General features: G+C 37.3%; 13 protein-coding genes. 4 read left to right on the forward strand and 9 right to left on the reverse strand.

The features are described 5' to 3' along the window. Nucleotides 1-67: 67 nt before the first annotated feature. From H9Q20_RS01635 to H9Q20_RS01675, 9 genes are all read right to left on the reverse strand, one after another. Nucleotides 68-751, reverse strand: coding sequence for a phosphoribosylaminoimidazolesuccinocarboxamide synthase (locus H9Q20_RS01635; RefSeq protein WP_124640514.1), 684 nt, complete (start codon nucleotides 749-751; stop codon nucleotides 68-70). A gap of 135 nt (nucleotides 752-886) precedes the next feature. Next, nucleotides 887-1822 (reverse strand): SPFH domain-containing protein, encoded by a 936-nt coding sequence (locus H9Q20_RS01640; protein ID WP_124640515.1) that lies wholly within the window; start codon nucleotides 1820-1822, stop codon nucleotides 887-889. 272 nt (nucleotides 1823-2094) lie between these two features. After that, nucleotides 2095-3456 carry a dGTP triphosphohydrolase gene (gene dgt, locus H9Q20_RS01645; RefSeq protein ID WP_187478139.1) on the reverse strand — a complete coding sequence of 454 codons (1362 nt, stop codon included), beginning with the start codon at nucleotides 3454-3456 and terminating at the stop codon, nucleotides 2095-2097. Nucleotides 3457-3663: 207 nt separating this feature from the next. After that, a complete protein-coding gene (gcvP, locus tag H9Q20_RS01650) occupies nucleotides 3664-6522 on the reverse strand; it encodes an aminomethyl-transferring glycine dehydrogenase (RefSeq protein WP_124640517.1) in 2859 nt (952 codons plus the stop codon). 90 nt (nucleotides 6523-6612) lie between these two features. Beyond that, on the reverse strand, nucleotides 6613-7257 hold the full coding sequence (locus H9Q20_RS01655; RefSeq protein ID WP_124640518.1) for a J domain-containing protein: 645 nt from the start codon (nucleotides 7255-7257) through the stop codon (nucleotides 6613-6615). Nucleotides 7258-7344: 87 nt separating this feature from the next. Beyond that, nucleotides 7345-11034, reverse strand: coding sequence for a phosphoribosylformylglycinamidine synthase (locus H9Q20_RS01660; RefSeq protein WP_187478140.1), 3690 nt, complete (start codon nucleotides 11032-11034; stop codon nucleotides 7345-7347). A 158-nt stretch (nucleotides 11035-11192) separates the two neighbouring features. Continuing rightward, a complete protein-coding gene (gene purB / locus H9Q20_RS01665; protein ID WP_187478141.1) occupies nucleotides 11193-12620 on the reverse strand; it encodes an adenylosuccinate lyase in 1428 nt (475 codons plus the stop codon). A gap of 168 nt (nucleotides 12621-12788) precedes the next feature. Further along, the gene (locus H9Q20_RS01670) at nucleotides 12789-13406 is read right to left on the reverse strand and encodes a vancomycin high temperature exclusion protein (protein WP_394336891.1); all 618 of its coding nucleotides are present in this window, start codon (nucleotides 13404-13406) and stop codon (nucleotides 12789-12791) included. A gap of 30 nt (nucleotides 13407-13436) precedes the next feature. Continuing rightward, the gene (locus H9Q20_RS01675) at nucleotides 13437-14558 is read right to left on the reverse strand and encodes a 2Fe-2S iron-sulfur cluster-binding protein (RefSeq protein ID WP_124640521.1); all 1122 of its coding nucleotides are present in this window, start codon (nucleotides 14556-14558) and stop codon (nucleotides 13437-13439) included. A 108-nt stretch (nucleotides 14559-14666) separates the two neighbouring features. Between H9Q20_RS01675 and H9Q20_RS01680 the strand changes: the two genes are divergently transcribed. The 4 genes from H9Q20_RS01680 to H9Q20_RS01695 all read left to right on the forward strand — a co-directional run bounded on the left by H9Q20_RS01680 (nucleotide 14667) and on the right by H9Q20_RS01695 (nucleotide 17926). Next, nucleotides 14667-15221, forward strand: a complete 555-nt coding sequence (locus H9Q20_RS01680; protein ID WP_187478142.1) for a TlpA family protein disulfide reductase — start codon at nucleotides 14667-14669, stop codon at nucleotides 15219-15221. A gap of 176 nt (nucleotides 15222-15397) precedes the next feature. Continuing rightward, entirely contained in the window at nucleotides 15398-16378 is a 981-nt protein-coding gene (locus tag H9Q20_RS01685) for an iron ABC transporter permease (RefSeq protein WP_124640523.1), read from the forward strand. A gap of 3 nt (nucleotides 16379-16381) precedes the next feature. Then, nucleotides 16382-17308, forward strand: a complete 927-nt coding sequence (locus tag H9Q20_RS01690) for an ABC transporter ATP-binding protein (RefSeq protein WP_187478143.1) — start codon at nucleotides 16382-16384, stop codon at nucleotides 17306-17308. Between the two features lie 159 nt (nucleotides 17309-17467). Continuing rightward, nucleotides 17468-17926, forward strand: a complete 459-nt coding sequence (locus H9Q20_RS01695; protein WP_394336892.1) for a MarR family winged helix-turn-helix transcriptional regulator — start codon at nucleotides 17468-17470, stop codon at nucleotides 17924-17926. Nucleotides 17927-17931 lie beyond the last annotated feature (5 nt).

Raw genomic sequence — 17931 nt, forward strand, 5'->3', positions numbered from 1 at the left:
TAGAAAATAAATTTTTCACATAGTTTTTTAAAAGTGAATGCCGTGGCTTGTTAATACTTGTTGAGGATTATCCCAAAAAATCTTTTTCCAAATCCAAAGGCAACATGTAGCTTCCGTTTTTGTACACACGCATGTTACCACCGGAAATTTCATCGATTAAGATGATCTCTCCACTTTTTTTGCAACGACCAAACTCCAGTTTGATGTCGTACAAATCCAATCCTTTTCTGGACAGGTCATCCTTGATGATGTTGCAGATGGTCTTTGTTTTTTCTTTTAGAATTTTATATTCATCTTTCGATAAAATTCCTAAAGCATCCAAAGCATCATCGGATATGGTAGGATCTCCCCTTTCATCGTCTTTAATGGTTACTTCAACAAAAGAATCCAAAGGTTGTCCTTCGGTAACATAAGCACCGTATCTTTTTAGGAAGCTTCCCACAGCACGATATCTACAGATTACTTCTAAGCCTTTCCCGAAGGTTGTCGCTTCTTTTACCGTCATGGTTACCGCATCGATATCGGCATCTACATAATGCGTATCGATGTTACGAGATCCCAAAAGCTCAAAAAAATGTTTGGTCATTTTCAAGCCACTTTTCCCTGCTCCATCAATCGTAAGTCCTACGGTATTGGCACCTGGATCAAAAACTCCATTTTCCCCAGTGACATCATCTTTAAATTTTAGCAATACCAAATCGTTCTCTAGACTGTACACATTTTTTGTTTTTCCTTCGTACTTTAAGTTCATTTTTTTTAGATTTATTTAGGGTCAAAATTACATTAAATAATTAAAAACAAATTCCCAATGTCCGTTTACTTTTTCTATTTTCTGTAATAAATGGTGTAAATGAAAAAAGCTGCCCTACTGGACAGCTTCTACATATTATGTATTTGGAAAATTCGATTTTGAAGGTGGGAGTTTGGTTTCTAAACTTCCTTTGAAAGTCTCTGCCGTGGACATAGCGACTACCAAATCGTTGAGCATGGAACTGGCCGCTGTTGGTGAGTTGGGCAACAAGACCAAGTTGCTTCTGTTGTTGGCTCCTACCGATTGCAAGGTATCGTAATGTTGCGTTACCACAATAAGCGCAGAAGCTTCTTGGGCATTGATGTTTACGGAATTCAGCATATCTACAGATTCTTGTAAGCCTTTTGCTATCTCTCTTCTTTGGTCGGCAATCCCTTGTCCTTGCAATTTTTTAGACTCAGCTTCGGCTTTTGCTACGGCAACAATACGGATTCTTTGAGCTTCAGACTCGTATTCTGCAGCTGTTTTCTCTCTTTCAGCAGCATTGATGCGGTTCATGGCGTGTTTTACTTGTTCATCCGGATCAATATCGGTTACCAACGCCTTGATGATGTCGTATCCATAGCTTTGCATAGCTTCTTGCAGTTCTCCTTTTACAGCAACAGCGATATCATCTTTTCTTACAAAAACATCGTCCAATTTCAGTTTTGGCACTTCTGCTCTTACCACATCAAAGACATACGATGTAATTTGGCTTTCAGGAAATTCCAATTTATAATAGGCATCTGCTACTTGATCTCGAATGACCTGATACTGCACAGAAACTTTCATCTTCAAGAAAACATTGTCCAAAGTTTTGGTGTCTATCATGACATCCAATTGTTGAATTCTAAGGTTCATTCTTTTAGAAATCTGATCGATGTACGGGATTTTCAGTTGCAGACCTGCATGTCGAACCGAGTGAAACTTCCCTAATCGTTCTACAATAGCAGCAGTTGCTTGTTTTACGATAAAAAATGAGGCAAAAAGTGTGACCAGCCCCAAAAATAATAGTACTCCTAAAAACGCCATAATTTTTTTATTTTTTTGTGTTAATTTATTAGAACCTGTTTAAACTTTATCGAAATATTTATTTTTAATCATTTTTGTATTTCTTATCTATTTTTTCGTTTTCTTTTCAGCGTATTTTCTCTTTTAATTTCTTGTTTTAGCCCGCTAAAACTTCGAATTTTAAATAGAAAATCCATCTAAAAACACCTACAAAGAAATGAGACACAAAATGTAAACAGACTCTTATTCGAAATGGAAAGATACAAATAAAAACCGTTCGGAAAAGATTTTTTTTACATGGTCATTCCAATATCAATCCCTTTAATTTTTCTGTACAAATCGGTTGCAAAATTATCCGTCATACCGGAAACGAAATCCAATACTCCCAATACTTTTTGGTAAACCGTGCCCTGATCATAATGAAATTGAGAAGGCATTAATTGTAAGGCTTTCTTCTCATAACTTTTCCTGTCGTCTTTATTTTTGATAACCGGTGGTATAAAATGATTGAGCAACTCGTACATGACATTGTACCCGGCGTTCTCTATCTCTACCACCGAACGGTGGTTGTATATTTTGGAGATGGAGAATTGTTCGATCTCGCTAAGAGATGGGCTGGATTGTTTAACCGTATCAATCAGACCGATGTTGTGCGTGCCGTTTACAATACTTTCAAAATGTTTTTTGTACAAATCCATTCCCGAAACGATAAGAGAGCCAATAAGTTTGGCTCGGAGGTACGATATTTTTTCGTTTGAATTTTGCATAGAACAAAGTTTCTGTTCTATCCTTTTCATGTCGTCGCTCGTGGTTTGGTTGATGACTTCTAAAAACAACGATTCGCAATCGTGAGTAGATATAATGCCCAATCTGTGAGCATCTTCCATATCGATAATGTTGTAGCAAATATCGTCTGCCATCTCTACCAACCAAACGAAGGGATTTCTCTTATAGATCAAGGGTTCTTCGCTTTCAATCGATAGGGCTGTTTGACTTGCTATTTTCTTAAAAGTTTCTTTTTCATTTTGGAAAAAACCAAATTTCTTTCTGTTGATTGCTCCTTTTTTCTTTGCAATAGCCTCACAAGGATATTTGGCAATACTGGACAAGGTAGAAAAAGTAAGTTGTACACCGCCTTCATCTTTACCATTTTGTTGATGTGTTAAAACTCTGATGGCATTCGCATTTCCTTCGAAATTTATAAGATCGGCCCATTCTTTATCCGTGAAAAAGTCCTTCAGTTCCGATTGATTTTTCTCAAAATAAGAAGCAATGGCATCTTCACCGGAATGTCCAAAGGCAGGATTTCCAACATCATGACAGAGACAGGCTGCCGCAACGACAGATTGCAAATCGTAAAGATAAAATTGCAACGACTCTGGACTTAGGTAATTTTCATACTCTTTTTGAATAAACTCACCAGCCAAACTTCCCAAACTCCTCCCCACAGAAGAGACCTCGAGGGAATGCGTAAGTCTATTGTGCACAAAGACACTTCCCGGTAGCGGAAAAACCTGAGTTTTATTTTGCAATCTTCTGAAAGCGGAAGAAAAAATGAGCCTGTCAAAATCCCTCTGAAAATCTGTTCTGGACACTTTTCTCGGGCTGTGATCTCCTGTTCTTTGGTTGGTGTATAAATGATTAAGTTGTTCCATAATATAAAATACAATCATCGGTAGATCTTGTGCAATACCGATGGAAATAAGGATATCAAAAGTAAGACAACCTCTCTATACTTACAAATTAGTTCTACAATAATTCATAAATGTATTCCTAAAAAATTTTAACCTCTTTTATTACTTCTAAACACAAACAAAAAAATCCCGATTGCTCGGGATTTTCTATTATTATTTGATTGAAAATTACATGTAAGCTTCAATAGGTTCGCAGGTACAAACCAAGTTTCTATCTCCGTAGGCTTCATCGATTCTAGAAACGGTTGCAAAGAATTTGTGATCTCTAACCCAATCCAAAGGATAGGCTGCTTTTTCTCTGCTGTACGGCTTGTCCCAAGCATCAGAAATAACCAATTGTTCGGTATGCGGTGCGTTCTTCAATACATTATTTGCAGCATCTGCTTCACCGTTTATTACTTCATCAATTTCTTTTTTGATGTTGATCAAAGCTTCAGCAAATCTATCGATTTCGGCTTTGCTTTCCGATTCAGTAGGTTCTATCATCAAAGTACCTGCCACTGGGAAAGATACTGTTGGTGCATGGTAACCGTAATCCATCAATCTTTTCGCAACATCTGCCACTTCAATACCAATTGATTTGAACTGACGGAAATCTACGATACACTCGTGAGCCACTCTTCCGTTTTCATTAGCATAAAGAATTGGGAAATGTTCTGACAATACTTCTTTCAAATAATTGGCATTCAAAATAGCATGAGCCGTAGATTTCATCAATCCTTCAGTACCCAACATTTTGATATACGCATACGAGATGTTTTGTACCAAAGAAGATCCGTAAGGAGCTGCAGAAATCGCATCGATAGCAGTTTCTTCTCCAATTTTGATGTTCGGGTTAGATGGCAAGAACGGAACCAAATGTGCCGCAACACAGATAGGCCCAACTCCAGGTCCACCTCCACCGTGAGGGATTGCGAAAGTCTTGTGTAAGTTAAGGTGACAAACATCTGCTCCGATATTTCCTGGACTTGTAAATCCAACTTGGGCATTCATGTTAGCACCATCCATATATACTTGACCTCCGTTATCGTGAATTAGTTTTGTAATTTCCTTGATATTGGCATCAAAGAAACCGTAAGTGGATGGGTAAGTAATCATCACACACGATAGGTTGTCTTTGTGCTGTTCTGCTTTGGCTTTCAAATCTTCAAAATCAATTTCTCCATTTTCAAGATTTTTAACCACCACCACTTTCAATCCTGCCAATACTGCAGAAGCCGGGTTGGTTCCGTGTGCAGATTGAGGAATCAAAACGACATTTCTATGTCCTTCATTTTTGGATTTTTGGAATTCTCTGATGACCATTAACCCGGCATATTCACCTTGAGCACCTGAATTGGGTTGAAGAGAAGTACCCGCAAAACCGGTAATTTCTGCTAAATCTTTTTCCAATTCGGCAATCATCGTTTGATATCCTTTTGCTTGATCTACAGGTACAAATGGGTGAACACCACCCCATTCTGCCCATGACAAAGGTAACATTTCAGCTGCAGCATTCAGCTTCATGGTACAAGAACCAAGAGAAATCATGGAATGCGTAAGAGAAAGGTCTTTTCTTTCCAATCTCTTGATGTATCTCATCAATTCGGTTTCTGTGTGGTATTTTTTGAAAACATCATCGGTCAGGATGGCATCTCTTCTCAACATTTCTGTTGGAATGCTTGTTTTATCTTCTAGAACAAGTGCAACTGTTGCTTGATCTTTAAACGAAGCCAAAGCAGCAACCAATTTTTCTAATTTGGCCACAGAAGTTGTTTCGTCCAAAGCGATGCTTACAAAATCGGTTGTGAAATAGTTAAGGTTGATTTCATTTTCTTCCATTTTAGCTTTTAATAATTGCTTGTCAATCTCGTTCATTTTAATGGAAACGGTATCAAAAATTGTTTGATCTACCACATCATACCCCAAAGCCGTTGCTGCAGTTTTCAACGCATTGGCTTTTGCATGAACCTGATCTGCAATATATTGTAGTCCAGATGCACCGTGATAAACGCAGTACATACCTGCCATTACGGCCAATAAAACTTGGGCTGTACAAATGTTAGAAGTTGCTTTTTCTCTTTTGATGTGTTGCTCTCTGGTTTGTAGAGCCATTCTTAGTGCTCTCCTACCGTACATGTCTTGAGAAACCCCGATAATTCTTCCCGGAATATCTCTTTTATAATCTTCTTTACACGTGAAGAATGCAGCGTGAGGTCCACCGTAACCCATTGGGATACCAAATTTCTGGGTTGTACCAACAGCACAATCTGCACCTAGATCTGCAGGAGATTTTAATTTAACCAAAGCCAAAGGATCACAAGCAAGTGCTACTTGCAAAGACAATTCTTTGTATTTTTTAATAATTTCAGTATAATCGACTACAACACCATTTTTACCAGGGTATTGCAATAAAACACCGAAGAATGTAGCATCCAATTCCATTGAATTGAAGTCTCCTACTACGATGTCGATGTCCAAACCATCCGCTTTTGTCATAAGAACCGCTATGGTCTGTGGCAACACCAAATCCGAAACAAAAAACTTATTGGCGTTGGATTTTTTTTGATCTTTGGATCTGTTGCTGAAGAACATGTGCATTGCTTCTGCAGCTGCCGTACTTTCGTCCAGCAAAGAGGCATTAGCCAAAGGCAATCCTGTAAGGTTAGAAACCACCGTTTGGAAATTCAATAGAGCCTCCAATCTACCTTGTGCTATTTCTGCTTGGTAAGGTGTATAAGCCGTGTACCAGCTTGGGTTTTCAAAAATATTTCTTTGAATGGCTGCCGGTAAAATAGTTCCGAAATATCCAAATCCGATATAATTATCGTACAATTTATTTTGTGAAGCCAAATCTTTGGAATGAGCAAGCATTTCATATTCGGATAGAGGTGCCGAGATCTCCAAATCCTTTTCCAAACGGATGGATCCAGGAATGGTTTGGCTAACTAACTCATCGATTGAATTTACTCCAATTCGTTTCAACATAGCCTCTGTATCGGCTTGTGAAAGGGAAATGTGACGGTTCACAAATTGTTGTGTGTTCATATTTTTTTATTAGATTTTATACGAAAAATTGAAAGCGTAAAAGTACAATTTTTTGCATAATTGTACAACGCAGTTTGTTGAGTTAAAATTTTAGCTAAAACAGTTTTTAACCACAATTAGCAGAATGAGTATCACAAGTAAAGCTTTTACCAAAACCACAAAATCCATTGTTTTTTTTCTGACAGGATTTTTCATGGTATCTGTGGCCTCGAAGTCTTGTTTTTCTTCGACAATTTCAGTTTCTCCAGGAAGCATTTCTAGAATACTAATCCCTTTTACCACCGATTTATTCAGTAAAGAGTTGGTTGCCTGAAGCACCACATGAAACTGTCCGTCTTTGAATTCTGTTATTTTAAAACTCCGTTCTCCATAGGATTTTTCCAATCCAAAAGGCAGAATTTTAACCACATCAGCATTGTGTGTTTGCCATTTTAGGTGAATGGTATCTCCTTTCTTAGCACGAACTTTACTGGAAGAAAAAGAACGAATATAGGGAGGCTGGCTGGATCTTTTACTTCGTTGTTGATGTCCAAAATCTTGATCGTAAAATCTTCTTTTTTCGGGATCGCTCAACACATCATAAGCTTCTTGAATTTCCATAAAACGAGCTTCGAAAAAAGGATCGTTATCGTTTTTATCAGGATGATATTTTAAAGATAATTTCCGATATGCTTTCCGTATATCCTCCTCAGTTGCTGTATGTTTTATCCCTAGAAAATAGTAATAATCTTTCAAAATTTATGATTTATAAAGGATTATGATCCGGTCCAACTTTGTTAAAAAATCCCTGTCGACCATAGGCTGACCGACAGGGTTAAATTGTTATTTAAAATACTCCACTCCGTTTTTGAAGATGTTGTGGTAATTGGCCGATGGAATATTTTTGAACAATCCGTCAGAGAATCGTTCAGGATGTCCCATTCTACCGTATATTTTACCACTTTCGCTGGTAAGTCCTTCAATTCCGAAAAGTGAATTGTTCGGGTTGAAAGGCATTCCGTGCGCAACATTTCCTTCAAAGTCAATGTATTGAGTAGCGATTTGTCCTTTTTTATAAAGCTCGGTCAGCACCTCTTCAGAAGCCATAAAACGACCTTCGCCATGAGAAATCGGAATGGTGTACACTTCGTCTTTCATCCCCTTCAACCAAGGAGAATTGTCGCTCACCACTTTCACATTCACCATTTGCGAGATGTGTCTTCCGATGGCATTGTGGGCAAGAGTTGGCGAGTTTTCGTCCAAATCTCTAATCTCGCCGTACGGCAACAATCCGGATTTTACCAAGGCTTGGAAACCGTTACAGATCCCTAAAATCATTCCGTCTCTACCCAAAAATTCATGAACTGCATCTTTCATTTTGGCATTTTTCAACACATTCACAATGAATTTTGCAGAACCGTCCGGCTCGTCACCGGCAGAGAAACCACCGGAGAAAACCAAGATTTGAGATTCTTTAATTTTAGAAACCCAACGGTCGATGGACTCTTCCAAAGTATTGTGATTGATGTTGACCAAAGGCAAACTTTCTACCAAGGCGCCTTCTTTTCTGAATGCATTTTTGGTTTCGAATTCACAGTTTGTTCCCGGGAAAACCGGTGCAAAAACTCGAGGACTTCCTAATTTATGCGAAATGATGTTGATGGATTTTTTCTCGATTCCATTCAAGTTTTCATCCAATTCGATGTCAATTTTTCTCGGCTCTTTCGTTGGAAATAATTTTTCAAAAGTACCAAAATTAACTTCAACCAATTTTTTGATTTCAACAGTTAAATTATTGATTTTCAGACTTCCCGAATTTTCGACTTCACCAATCAGTTGAAGTAAATTATTTTCTAATTTTTCTGTAGTTTCAATTATTAAACCTCCTATATTTTTGGTTAATGCTAATTTATCATCGATACCAACCGAAGCACCCAATTGGTTACCAAAAGACATCTTAGCCAATGCAACAGCTACACCGCCTTCTTTAATGGTCTTTACAGAAACCACTTTTCCGGCTTTAATTTGAGCATGGATAAAATCGTAGATTGCAATTAAATCTTGATAATTTGGCAACCCATTTTCCTGAGTTTTATGCTGGAAATGATAGATGAAATTTCCGGCTTTTTTAAACTCTGGAGAGATCACGGTTTTCTTTTCACCATGAGCACAAGCAAAAGAAATTAAAGTTGGTGGCACATGGATGTCTTGGTAAGTTCCGCTCATGGAGTCTTTACCTCCGATGGCTGCCAAACCAAAATTCATCTGTGCATCATAAGCACCCAAAAGCGAAGCCAAAGGTTTGCCCCATTTTTCTGGAAGCGTACCCAATTTTTCAAAATATTCTTGGAAGCTCAAACGGATATTTCTGAACTCGCCACCCATGGCTACAATTTTCGCCACCGATTCTACAACCGCCATAGAGGCTCCTATCATGGAGTTTTGCTTAGAAACTTCCGCATCAAATCCCCAACTTGCAAAGGATACCGTTTCTACATTTTTCGCTCTAAGTACCGGGATGGCTTGTACACTACCTTCGGTCTCGGTAAGCTGGTATTGGCCACCAAAAGGAAGTGCAACAGTTGTCCCACCCACGGTAGAGTCGAACATTTCTACCAATCCTTTTTGGGATGCTGCATTTTTATCTTTCAGAGCATCGAGGAAGTTTTCTTCGTTAAATTGAATTTCCTTTTGCTCTACTTTTTCTAAATGATTAATTTTTGCAGTTTGAGTCTTGCTACAACCGCTGGTATCTAGGAATTCTCTGCTTAGATCAACAATTTTCTGACCGTTCCAGAACATTTGCATCCTGCCACTATCCGTAACTTTTGCAATCTCTACGGCTACAATATTTTCTTCTTTACAGTAATCTATAAACTGATCTTTGTCTTTAGCTTCAATCACCACAGCCATTCTCTCTTGAGATTCTGAAATGGCCAATTCGGTACCGTTCAGACCTTCGTATTTTAGAGGGAGAACATCCAGATTAATTTCCAAAGAATCGGCAATTTCGCCAATAGCTACCGAAACACCACCTGCACCAAAATCGTTGGATTTTTTGATCAGTTTGGTGACTTCTGGCTTTCTGAACAACCTCTGAATTTTTCTTTCTTCTACGGCATTCCCTTTCTGAACTTCAGTAGAAAGCGTATGTATAGAGGTTTCGTCTTGTTCTTTAGAACTTCCTGTCGCACCACCTACACCGTCTCTTCCGGTTGCACCACCAAGGACAATTACGACATCGCCAGGAACTGGTTTTTCTCTTCTCACCCAATCTTTTGGAACGGCTCCGGCAACAAATCCAACCTCCATTCTTTTGGCTTTGTAGCCTTCGTCATAAATTTCGGAAACATGTGTTGTTGCCAAACCAATTTGGTTACCGTAAGAAGAATATCCGTTGGCAGCTTGTTTGGTAATGGTTCTTTGTGGAAGTTTGCCCGGCAAAGTTTTAGAAATAGGCTCCAAAACATCGGCAGCACCCGTCAATCTCATGGCTTGGAAAACAAAAGAACGACCGGACAAAGGGTCTCTAATCGCACCTCCAAGGCAAGTGGAAGCACCACCGAAAGGTTCTATTTCTGTAGGGTGATTGTGGGTTTCGTTTTTGAATAAAAGATACCAAGGCTCTTTTTTGCCATCGTATTCAACTTCAATTTCCACGGTACACGCATTGATTTCGTCGGAAACCACCATGTTCTCTAGGTTTCCAGTTTTTTTGAAATATCTAGCGGAAACCGTTGCCAGATCCATCAAAGAAATGGGCTTGGCTTCTCTGCCTAAGAATTTTCTTTTTCCTAAATAATCGTTGAATATCGATTCTAAAGTCGATTGAAACTGACCTTCAAAAGTGATGTCCGTCAATTCGGTTTCGAAAGTAGTATGTCGGCAATGGTCGCTCCAATAAGTGTCCAAAACTTTCAGTTCCGTTTCTGTAGGATTTCTGTTTTCTTTTTTGAATTGATCTTGGATCATTTGCAAATCATCAAAACCAAATGCAAAACCATAACTGTTATAAAATTGCTCCAATTCAGCATTATTCCAAGAAATAAATTGGTCAAAAACCTTGATTTTATCCGGAGTTTCTTCCGCAGGAATCTCCAATACAAGAAGGTTTTTTTCCTGAGATTCAACTTTATTGATGAGCAGATTTTTCACCTCTATCAAATCATTTTCCGTAAGCCCTGTTACCTCGAAAAGCTTACCACTTCTTACCGTAACCTTATCATTACCCGTAAGTAAAGCAATACATTGCTGTGCCGAGTCGGCTCTTTGATCGTACTGTCCCGGTAGAAATTCGGTTGCAAAATGCAGGGTTTGAGCTGGATTTTCGTTGTGCAGAATATCCACCACAGGATCTACAAATGTATTATGAAGGACTTTTGAAAGATCATCATTTTCTATCCCGAAAACATCGTAAATATTATAGACTTTTACCGATTCTATGTTCGGAAAAATACTTTTAATTTCGTTCAAAACTTTTGGACTTTCGACATCGAAAATTCCTCTTTTTTCTACAAAAATTCTTTTGTTCATTATTACTTATTATTGTTTTTTTAACACAATGCTACGCCCTATGCTAATGATTTCTATCATAGGACTATGTCCTATGCTAATGATATCGCCACTTCGTGGCTTTTTTTTGAAATTACTTTAATTAAAAAAATATGCAGCCCAAAAAGACTGCACATTATTTATACTTTCAGGTCTGTTTCTAGCCCGATTAAATCTGCATATTTCTGTAAAATGGGTTGGATTTCGTTCTCCACAAACTGCTGGGTTTGTATCGGTGAAAATCCGATGAAATTTTTAGGATCCAAAACTTCCATCAATTTAGATTTGTCAAATTTCAAGGAATCGTCGTTCATGATTCTCTCGATCAAATCATTGTCCTTACCTTCCATTTTCACTTGTTTCGATGCTTCCATAGAGTGTACACGGATGGTTTCGTGTATTTCTTGTCGGTCGCCACCGGCTTTCACCTCTTCCATAATGATGTATTCTGTTGCCATAAAAGGAAGTTCTTCCATGATGTGCTTGTGGATTCTGTTTTCGTAAACCACAATTCCGCTCAGGATGTTGTTCCAGATCAACAAAATGGCATCTACAGCCAAGAAAGCTTGTGGAATGGCCAATCTCTTGTTGGCAGAATCGTCCAAAGTTCTCTCGAACCATTGAGTAGCTGCCACCATTGCTGATGAATTTTGCAAAGAAATAACGAACTTGGACAATGCCGAAATTCTTTCGGAACGCATCGGATTTCTTTTATACGCCATGGCAGAAGATCCGATTTGGTTTTTCTCAAACGGTTCTTCAATTTCTTTTAGGTTCGCCAATAATCTAAGGTCGTTGGTGAATTTATGGGCAGATTGAGCAATGTTGGACAATAAAGCCTGAACTTTTGCATCAATTTTTCTATCATAAGTTTGTCCAGAAACTCCGAAAACTTTTTCGAAGCCAAATCTTTTGGAAAGTTCTTTATCCAAATGTTGAACTTTGGAATAATCACCGTTGAAAAGCTCCAAAAAGCTGGCTGCTGTTCCTGTAGTTCCTTTTACGCCTCTAAATCTTAAAGTTTCTAAGAAAAACTCCAACTCTTCGAAATCCAACAATAAAGATTGCAACCACAGAGTGGCTCTTTTACCAACGGTAGTCAACTGTGCTGGTTGGAAATGGGTAAACCCAAGTGTTGGCAAATCTTTGTATTTCAGGGCGAAATCGGACATTTTTTTGATGACATTCACCAATTGCTTTCTCACAATTAGCAGTCCGTCTCTCATCTGGATCAGGTCGGTATTGTCTCCTACAAATGCCGAAGTAGCTCCCAAATGGATGATTGGCTTGGCTAGTGGTGCCACATCTCCGTAAGCGTGTACATGCGCCATCACATCGTGACGGAATTTCTTTTCGTACTCTGCAGCTTTGTCGAAATCGATATTCTCGGCTTGTTCTTTTAGCTGAGCAATTTGTTCATCGGAAATTTCCAATCCCAGATCTTTTTCAATTTCTGCAAGAGCGATCCAAAGTTTTCTCCAGTTTCTAAATTTGTTGTCTGGTGAAAAGTTGTACAACATTTCTGCACTAGAATAGCGTTCTTCAAGTGGATTTTTGTAGGAATTCATTTTATACTTTTACTTTAATTTTAGATTTCACAAAATTACGCTTTTTAGTTGAAAAACTAAAATCACTGCATTTTTAAAACATTAAAATCAAATAAAAACAAAAACAAGAAATAAAAGCTTCAATTTCTTAAAAAAATAGCGAGTAACTATACTACAACCTTTGAAAAACTATTTCACTTCAATTCCTGTGATGTAATAAAATACGGCCGAAACCCTTGCTAAAAATTCCCGAAATTGGTTGCGATAAAAGCTTTCATTTTTATAAACATCTCGTGCTGAAAACGCAAGAGCATTCATATTTAGACTTCTGGCATAGAAAAGTGCTCTAAGATTATGAAAGCCTTGTGATACGATGATGATGTTGTTCTTTTGAAATTTTGTCTTGCAATTGTTGATGGATAAACGCGTATTAAAACCTTTGGTATCTTTGATGATGATGTTCTCTGGTACCCCTTCTTGATAAATGAGGTAATTTTTCATGGCTTCGGTTTCGTCGTAGCCTTTGCTTTTCTCGCCACTTACCAGTATGCTTTTTATTTTCCCATGATGGTACAGCAATGCTGCAGCATCCATTCTTGCAACAAAATAGGGATTGGAGATTCCGGATCTCATTTTGGGAGAAGTTCCTAGTACCAAAGCGACTTCTCTAGGTGGTATTTTGGATATTCTGTCGTAAGTCCTTCCGTTGGTTTCTGAATACACCCAGATATTGGCCAAAATCATGAGCAAAAAAGTAATTTCTGCCAAATTGATGATGGATTTAAATATTTTCAGAATGGAATTCAAACTTTCTACGATTTTTTTATCAAAAACAAATTAACTTAAATCAAAATTAAGAATAATTTTTGGGGTAAGCGGTATGCACATGCATGCTAAAATTTTTCCTTGTTCAATTTCTTTATCGGTTAGGTATTCATTTTCCAACAATTCGACCTCCCCTTCTATTAACTTACATTCGCAGCTTCCACAGATGCCGGACTTGCACGAATACGGAACAGGAAAATCCTGTGACAACAGGTAATTGAGCAATTTATTTTTATTATCCGGGACGGTTGTAGTATACTTTTTGTTCATTAAAGTAAAATCAACTTCTATATTTTCAATCAAAGGGAATTCTTTTTCTTGAGGATAAATATCCGAATCGAACGAATCAAACAATTCAAAATGAATATTTCTTTTTTGAATTCCGTGATGAAAACAGGCGTTTGCCAAAGATTTTATCATCTCACCTTTACCACAAATCAACACTTCATCCACGGCATCCCAAATGGTCGATTCTTCATCCGTATCGTCCAAATGCAAAATTTGGTTGATGATTAAAACAAGTTTTTTAGCATCCAATCTGCCCTGATAGAGTGAATAATTTACTTTTTCTTGAGAGTAAAAGTAATGAACCTCCAATCGGTCCTTGTGCATTTTAACCAAGTCGTCCAATTCTTCCTTAAAAACAGTTTCGGATTTGGATTTATTACCATAAAACAAGAACAACCGCGTTCTCGGTTCATTGAACAGAATGCTTTTGAAATGACTGATGATGGGCGTTATGCCTATCCCCATGCAAAAGCCAATAATGGTTCGGAATTCGTGAGGTTTGGTTTCCACTGTAAAACGACCAGCAGGTTCTGAAATTTCCAGGACATCTCCAATTTTGTAATTTTTGTACAAATAAGCCGATGGACTTTCTGGAGAATTAATTTTGATGCCCAACGAAAATTTTCCTTCGTGTGGAGCCGATGTAATGGAATAATCCGCTTGGTAATCTTGCCCATGAAAAGGAAATTTAACACTCACATACTGCCCGGATTGAAACCGATACGACTGTTCTAAGTTCGTAGGAATTTCAAATTCCAGAGCAAATGCATTTTTGGTCAGTTCCTTTTTTTGAACTAATTTTAGACCGTGGAAAACAGATTTTTTTGTCTTAGTTGTAGGTTTCATAATTTCACTCAAAAATAAATATTTTCTTTTAAAAAGAAAAATAAAATAGAGAATAACTATACAAACTGGAAATAAAAATCATATTAAACTATTGAAAATCCAACTCTTATGAAGAAAATTATATTAAGCTCCTTATTTGCGATCACTTTAGTAGCATGTAAAAAAGAAAGTGCTTCTACTGAAAGTAACAGCGCTCAGGTAAGCGAAACGACCGAAACAACAAGTCCAGATAACGCGCCTGCTTTAGTAGAAATTAGTTTGGAAAAAGCAAATGAACTCTTTGCAACCAAGGAAAACGACACCCTTTATGTGACCAATTTCTTTGCAACTTGGTGCGGTCCTTGCATGAAGGAAATCCCACATTTCAAGGATAAAATGGCTGAATTAAAAGATAAACCTGTAAAATTCACCTTCATCAGCTTGGATGACAAGACCGATTGGGATTCGGTGAAAGATTTTGGAGCCGAGCATCAACTTTCCAAAAACATTGTATTGTTGGACGGAGCTTCTTTAAATCCTGAGTTTTTCACAAAAAACTTCAAGACTTGGCAAGGAGAAAGCATTCCTTTTACTTTCATGAAAAAAAAGAATGCCAGCAACGAAACCGTGGGATCCATGACCAAAGATCAATTGGATGCTAAAATTTCAGCTTTGCTAAAATAAATCAAGACCAACCTTTCAATCTTTCTTAATATAGAGCCCGTTTAAAATTTTATCGAAATAATAATTCGACTATTTTTAATATTTACTTATCTGACTTTTTGTATAGATGTTTAGATACAAAATTTTAAACAGGCTCCTAGAAAGATTGATTTTTTATATCATACAATTTCTCTACAATGACCAAAAACTTTAAAATAACAACGGGACTTTTATTGTTCATCATCATTGTATGCATCATCATCAACCTGAATACCGGTTTTGTTTCTTTAAAATTCGAAGATTTTTTTGGCAATTCCGAGCAATCCACCATTGCGCAACTAAGAAGTAATAGAGTGATTGCCATGCTGTTTGCAGGAGTTGCCATCCCAACTTCTGGATTTCTGTTGCAAGAATATTTTCAAAATCCCTTGGCCGGTCCATCGGTTTTGGGGATTACATCGGTGGCTAGCCTATCGGTAGCTGTTTACATTTTTTTGTCTCAAGATTGGGTCATTCCGGAATTTTTGCAAAATTCTTTTCTCAGTTTTTTTGCCATTATAGGTTCTCTTATGATGATGTTCGTTTTGTTGGGAATGTCCAAAAAATTTCCTGACAAATCCTTTCTCATCATCCTTGGTTTCTTGGTTTCAGCACTATCTGGAGCTGTTGTTTCTATACTACAACTCTATGCCGATAACCAAAGTTTGAAAAATTATATCTTGTGGAGTTTTGGGGCTAACAATATCCTTTCCACCAATCAAATTTACATATTAGGACTGTTTATCATTTTGGGATTGGGTCTAAGTTTCAAAACCATCAAACCGTTGATTGGAAACAGCCTGGGCACACAATATGCGCAAAGTTTGGGGGTCAATCTCAAGCATTTAAAATTGCTGATCATCCTAGCTTCATCTTTACTATCAGCCACCATAACGGCATTTTTGGGTCCTATTTTATTCATCGGAATTATTGTTCCTCATTTTTGCAGAATGATCTATAATCCTTCCAAACTGTGGCAACAATGGATACTGAACATGCTTCTGGGGATCTGCATCATGCAGATATTTTCCATTTTGTCCGAAGTATCCAAACTGCCTCTCAATGTCATCACCTCGCTATTTGGAATTCCTGTTATTTTGATGATGCTCGTAAAATCCAAATCGTTCAAAGCCGGATAAATTATGTTTTTGGAAATAGAAAATACCACAATTGGATACAACAAATCTTTAGTCGAAGGCATCAGTACCCAGCTTGCATTGGGCGATGTATGTTTGTTGATCGGGAATAACGGCGTTGGGAAAACCACTTTGATCAAGTCCATCCTCAATCAATTGCCCCTTCTTAATCACGGTAAAATTCTTATGGATCGCCAAGAGATAAAAACCCTTTCCGTAAAAGAAATTGCACATTTGATATCTATCGTTTTTTCAAAATCAGAAATCCCAATGAATTACACCGTTAAAGATTTGGTTTCTTTGGGCAAATACATTCATTATCCGTATTATTTTGAATTGAATAAAGACGATCAAACTGAAATTGAGGATATTATAAAAAATCTAGGCTTGAATGTTTATGAAAAACTACAATTGAGACAACTTTCGGACGGTAATTTACAAAAAGCATTTATTGGTCGAGCTTTAGCACAGAATACACCCATCATTATTTTGGATGAACCTACCACGCATTTGGATGAAAATAATAAAGTGGCCATCCTAAAACTTCTCAGAAATATTGCCAAAAAGCAAAATAAAATCATCTTATTTTCTTCACACGATTGGCGATTGGCAAAGGAATTTGCCGATAAAATTTGGTACATCAAAAATGGGAATTTCTATTCTGGAGTTACAGAAGATATCCTGATTCAGCATAAAGAATTGACCCAACCCACACTTTTCAATATGGATACGGGCTTTGTCGCACCCCAAATTGTGGCTCCCGAACTTCAAAAAGAAATGCTCTATTCTGTACTCCAAAAAAACTTCAATTTTGACCTTTCAAAAATCAAATTCGAATTCAACAACGATGTTTGGGTGATTTTCATTGAAAATTCACAACTAAAAGCAAGAAACTTTAAAGATATCATTGATATTATCCAAAACACTCATTAATACTACATTTACACTTCTTTCTCAAAATACTATGCATGCATAGTATTATGCTTTTCATATATTTTAATTAACTGATAATCATCTGTTTAAAAATAATGTTCATTTTATAAGTATTATGCATGCATAATATTATTATATTTGGAATACAACAAATCTCAAATGATTATGGATCTTAAAAATAAAGATAAAGTTGAAAATATCGACCTTATCCTGAAACAAACTTGGCTTTCGGTTTCCAAGATGTATTCCGAATTGGCTCAAGATTACGACGCTACAGCGGTACAAGCCCTCACTCTTCTAAAAATTGACCCAAAAGACGGCACCAGAAGCACCAATCTGGGCCCTAAAATGGCGATTGAACCTACATCTCTAACCCGAATTATCAAACTTTTAGAAGACAACGGCTACATCTACAAAGAAAAAACATCCAGCGACAAAAGAGAAGTCATCATAAAACTGACTGACAAAGGATTACAATCTAGAAATTTATCCAAAGAAGTCGTTGTGAATTTCAATAAAAAAGTAGTTGAAAAAATTGCTCCTGAAAAGCTTGAAACCTTCAAAGAAGTGATGACTGAAATTATGAAAATATCAACCGAACTCAATTCAAAAAAATAAAATAA

This window comes from Amniculibacterium sp. G2-70 (genome assembly GCF_014353055.1).
GTDB lineage: Bacteria > Bacteroidota > Bacteroidia > Flavobacteriales > Weeksellaceae > Amniculibacterium > Amniculibacterium aquaticum.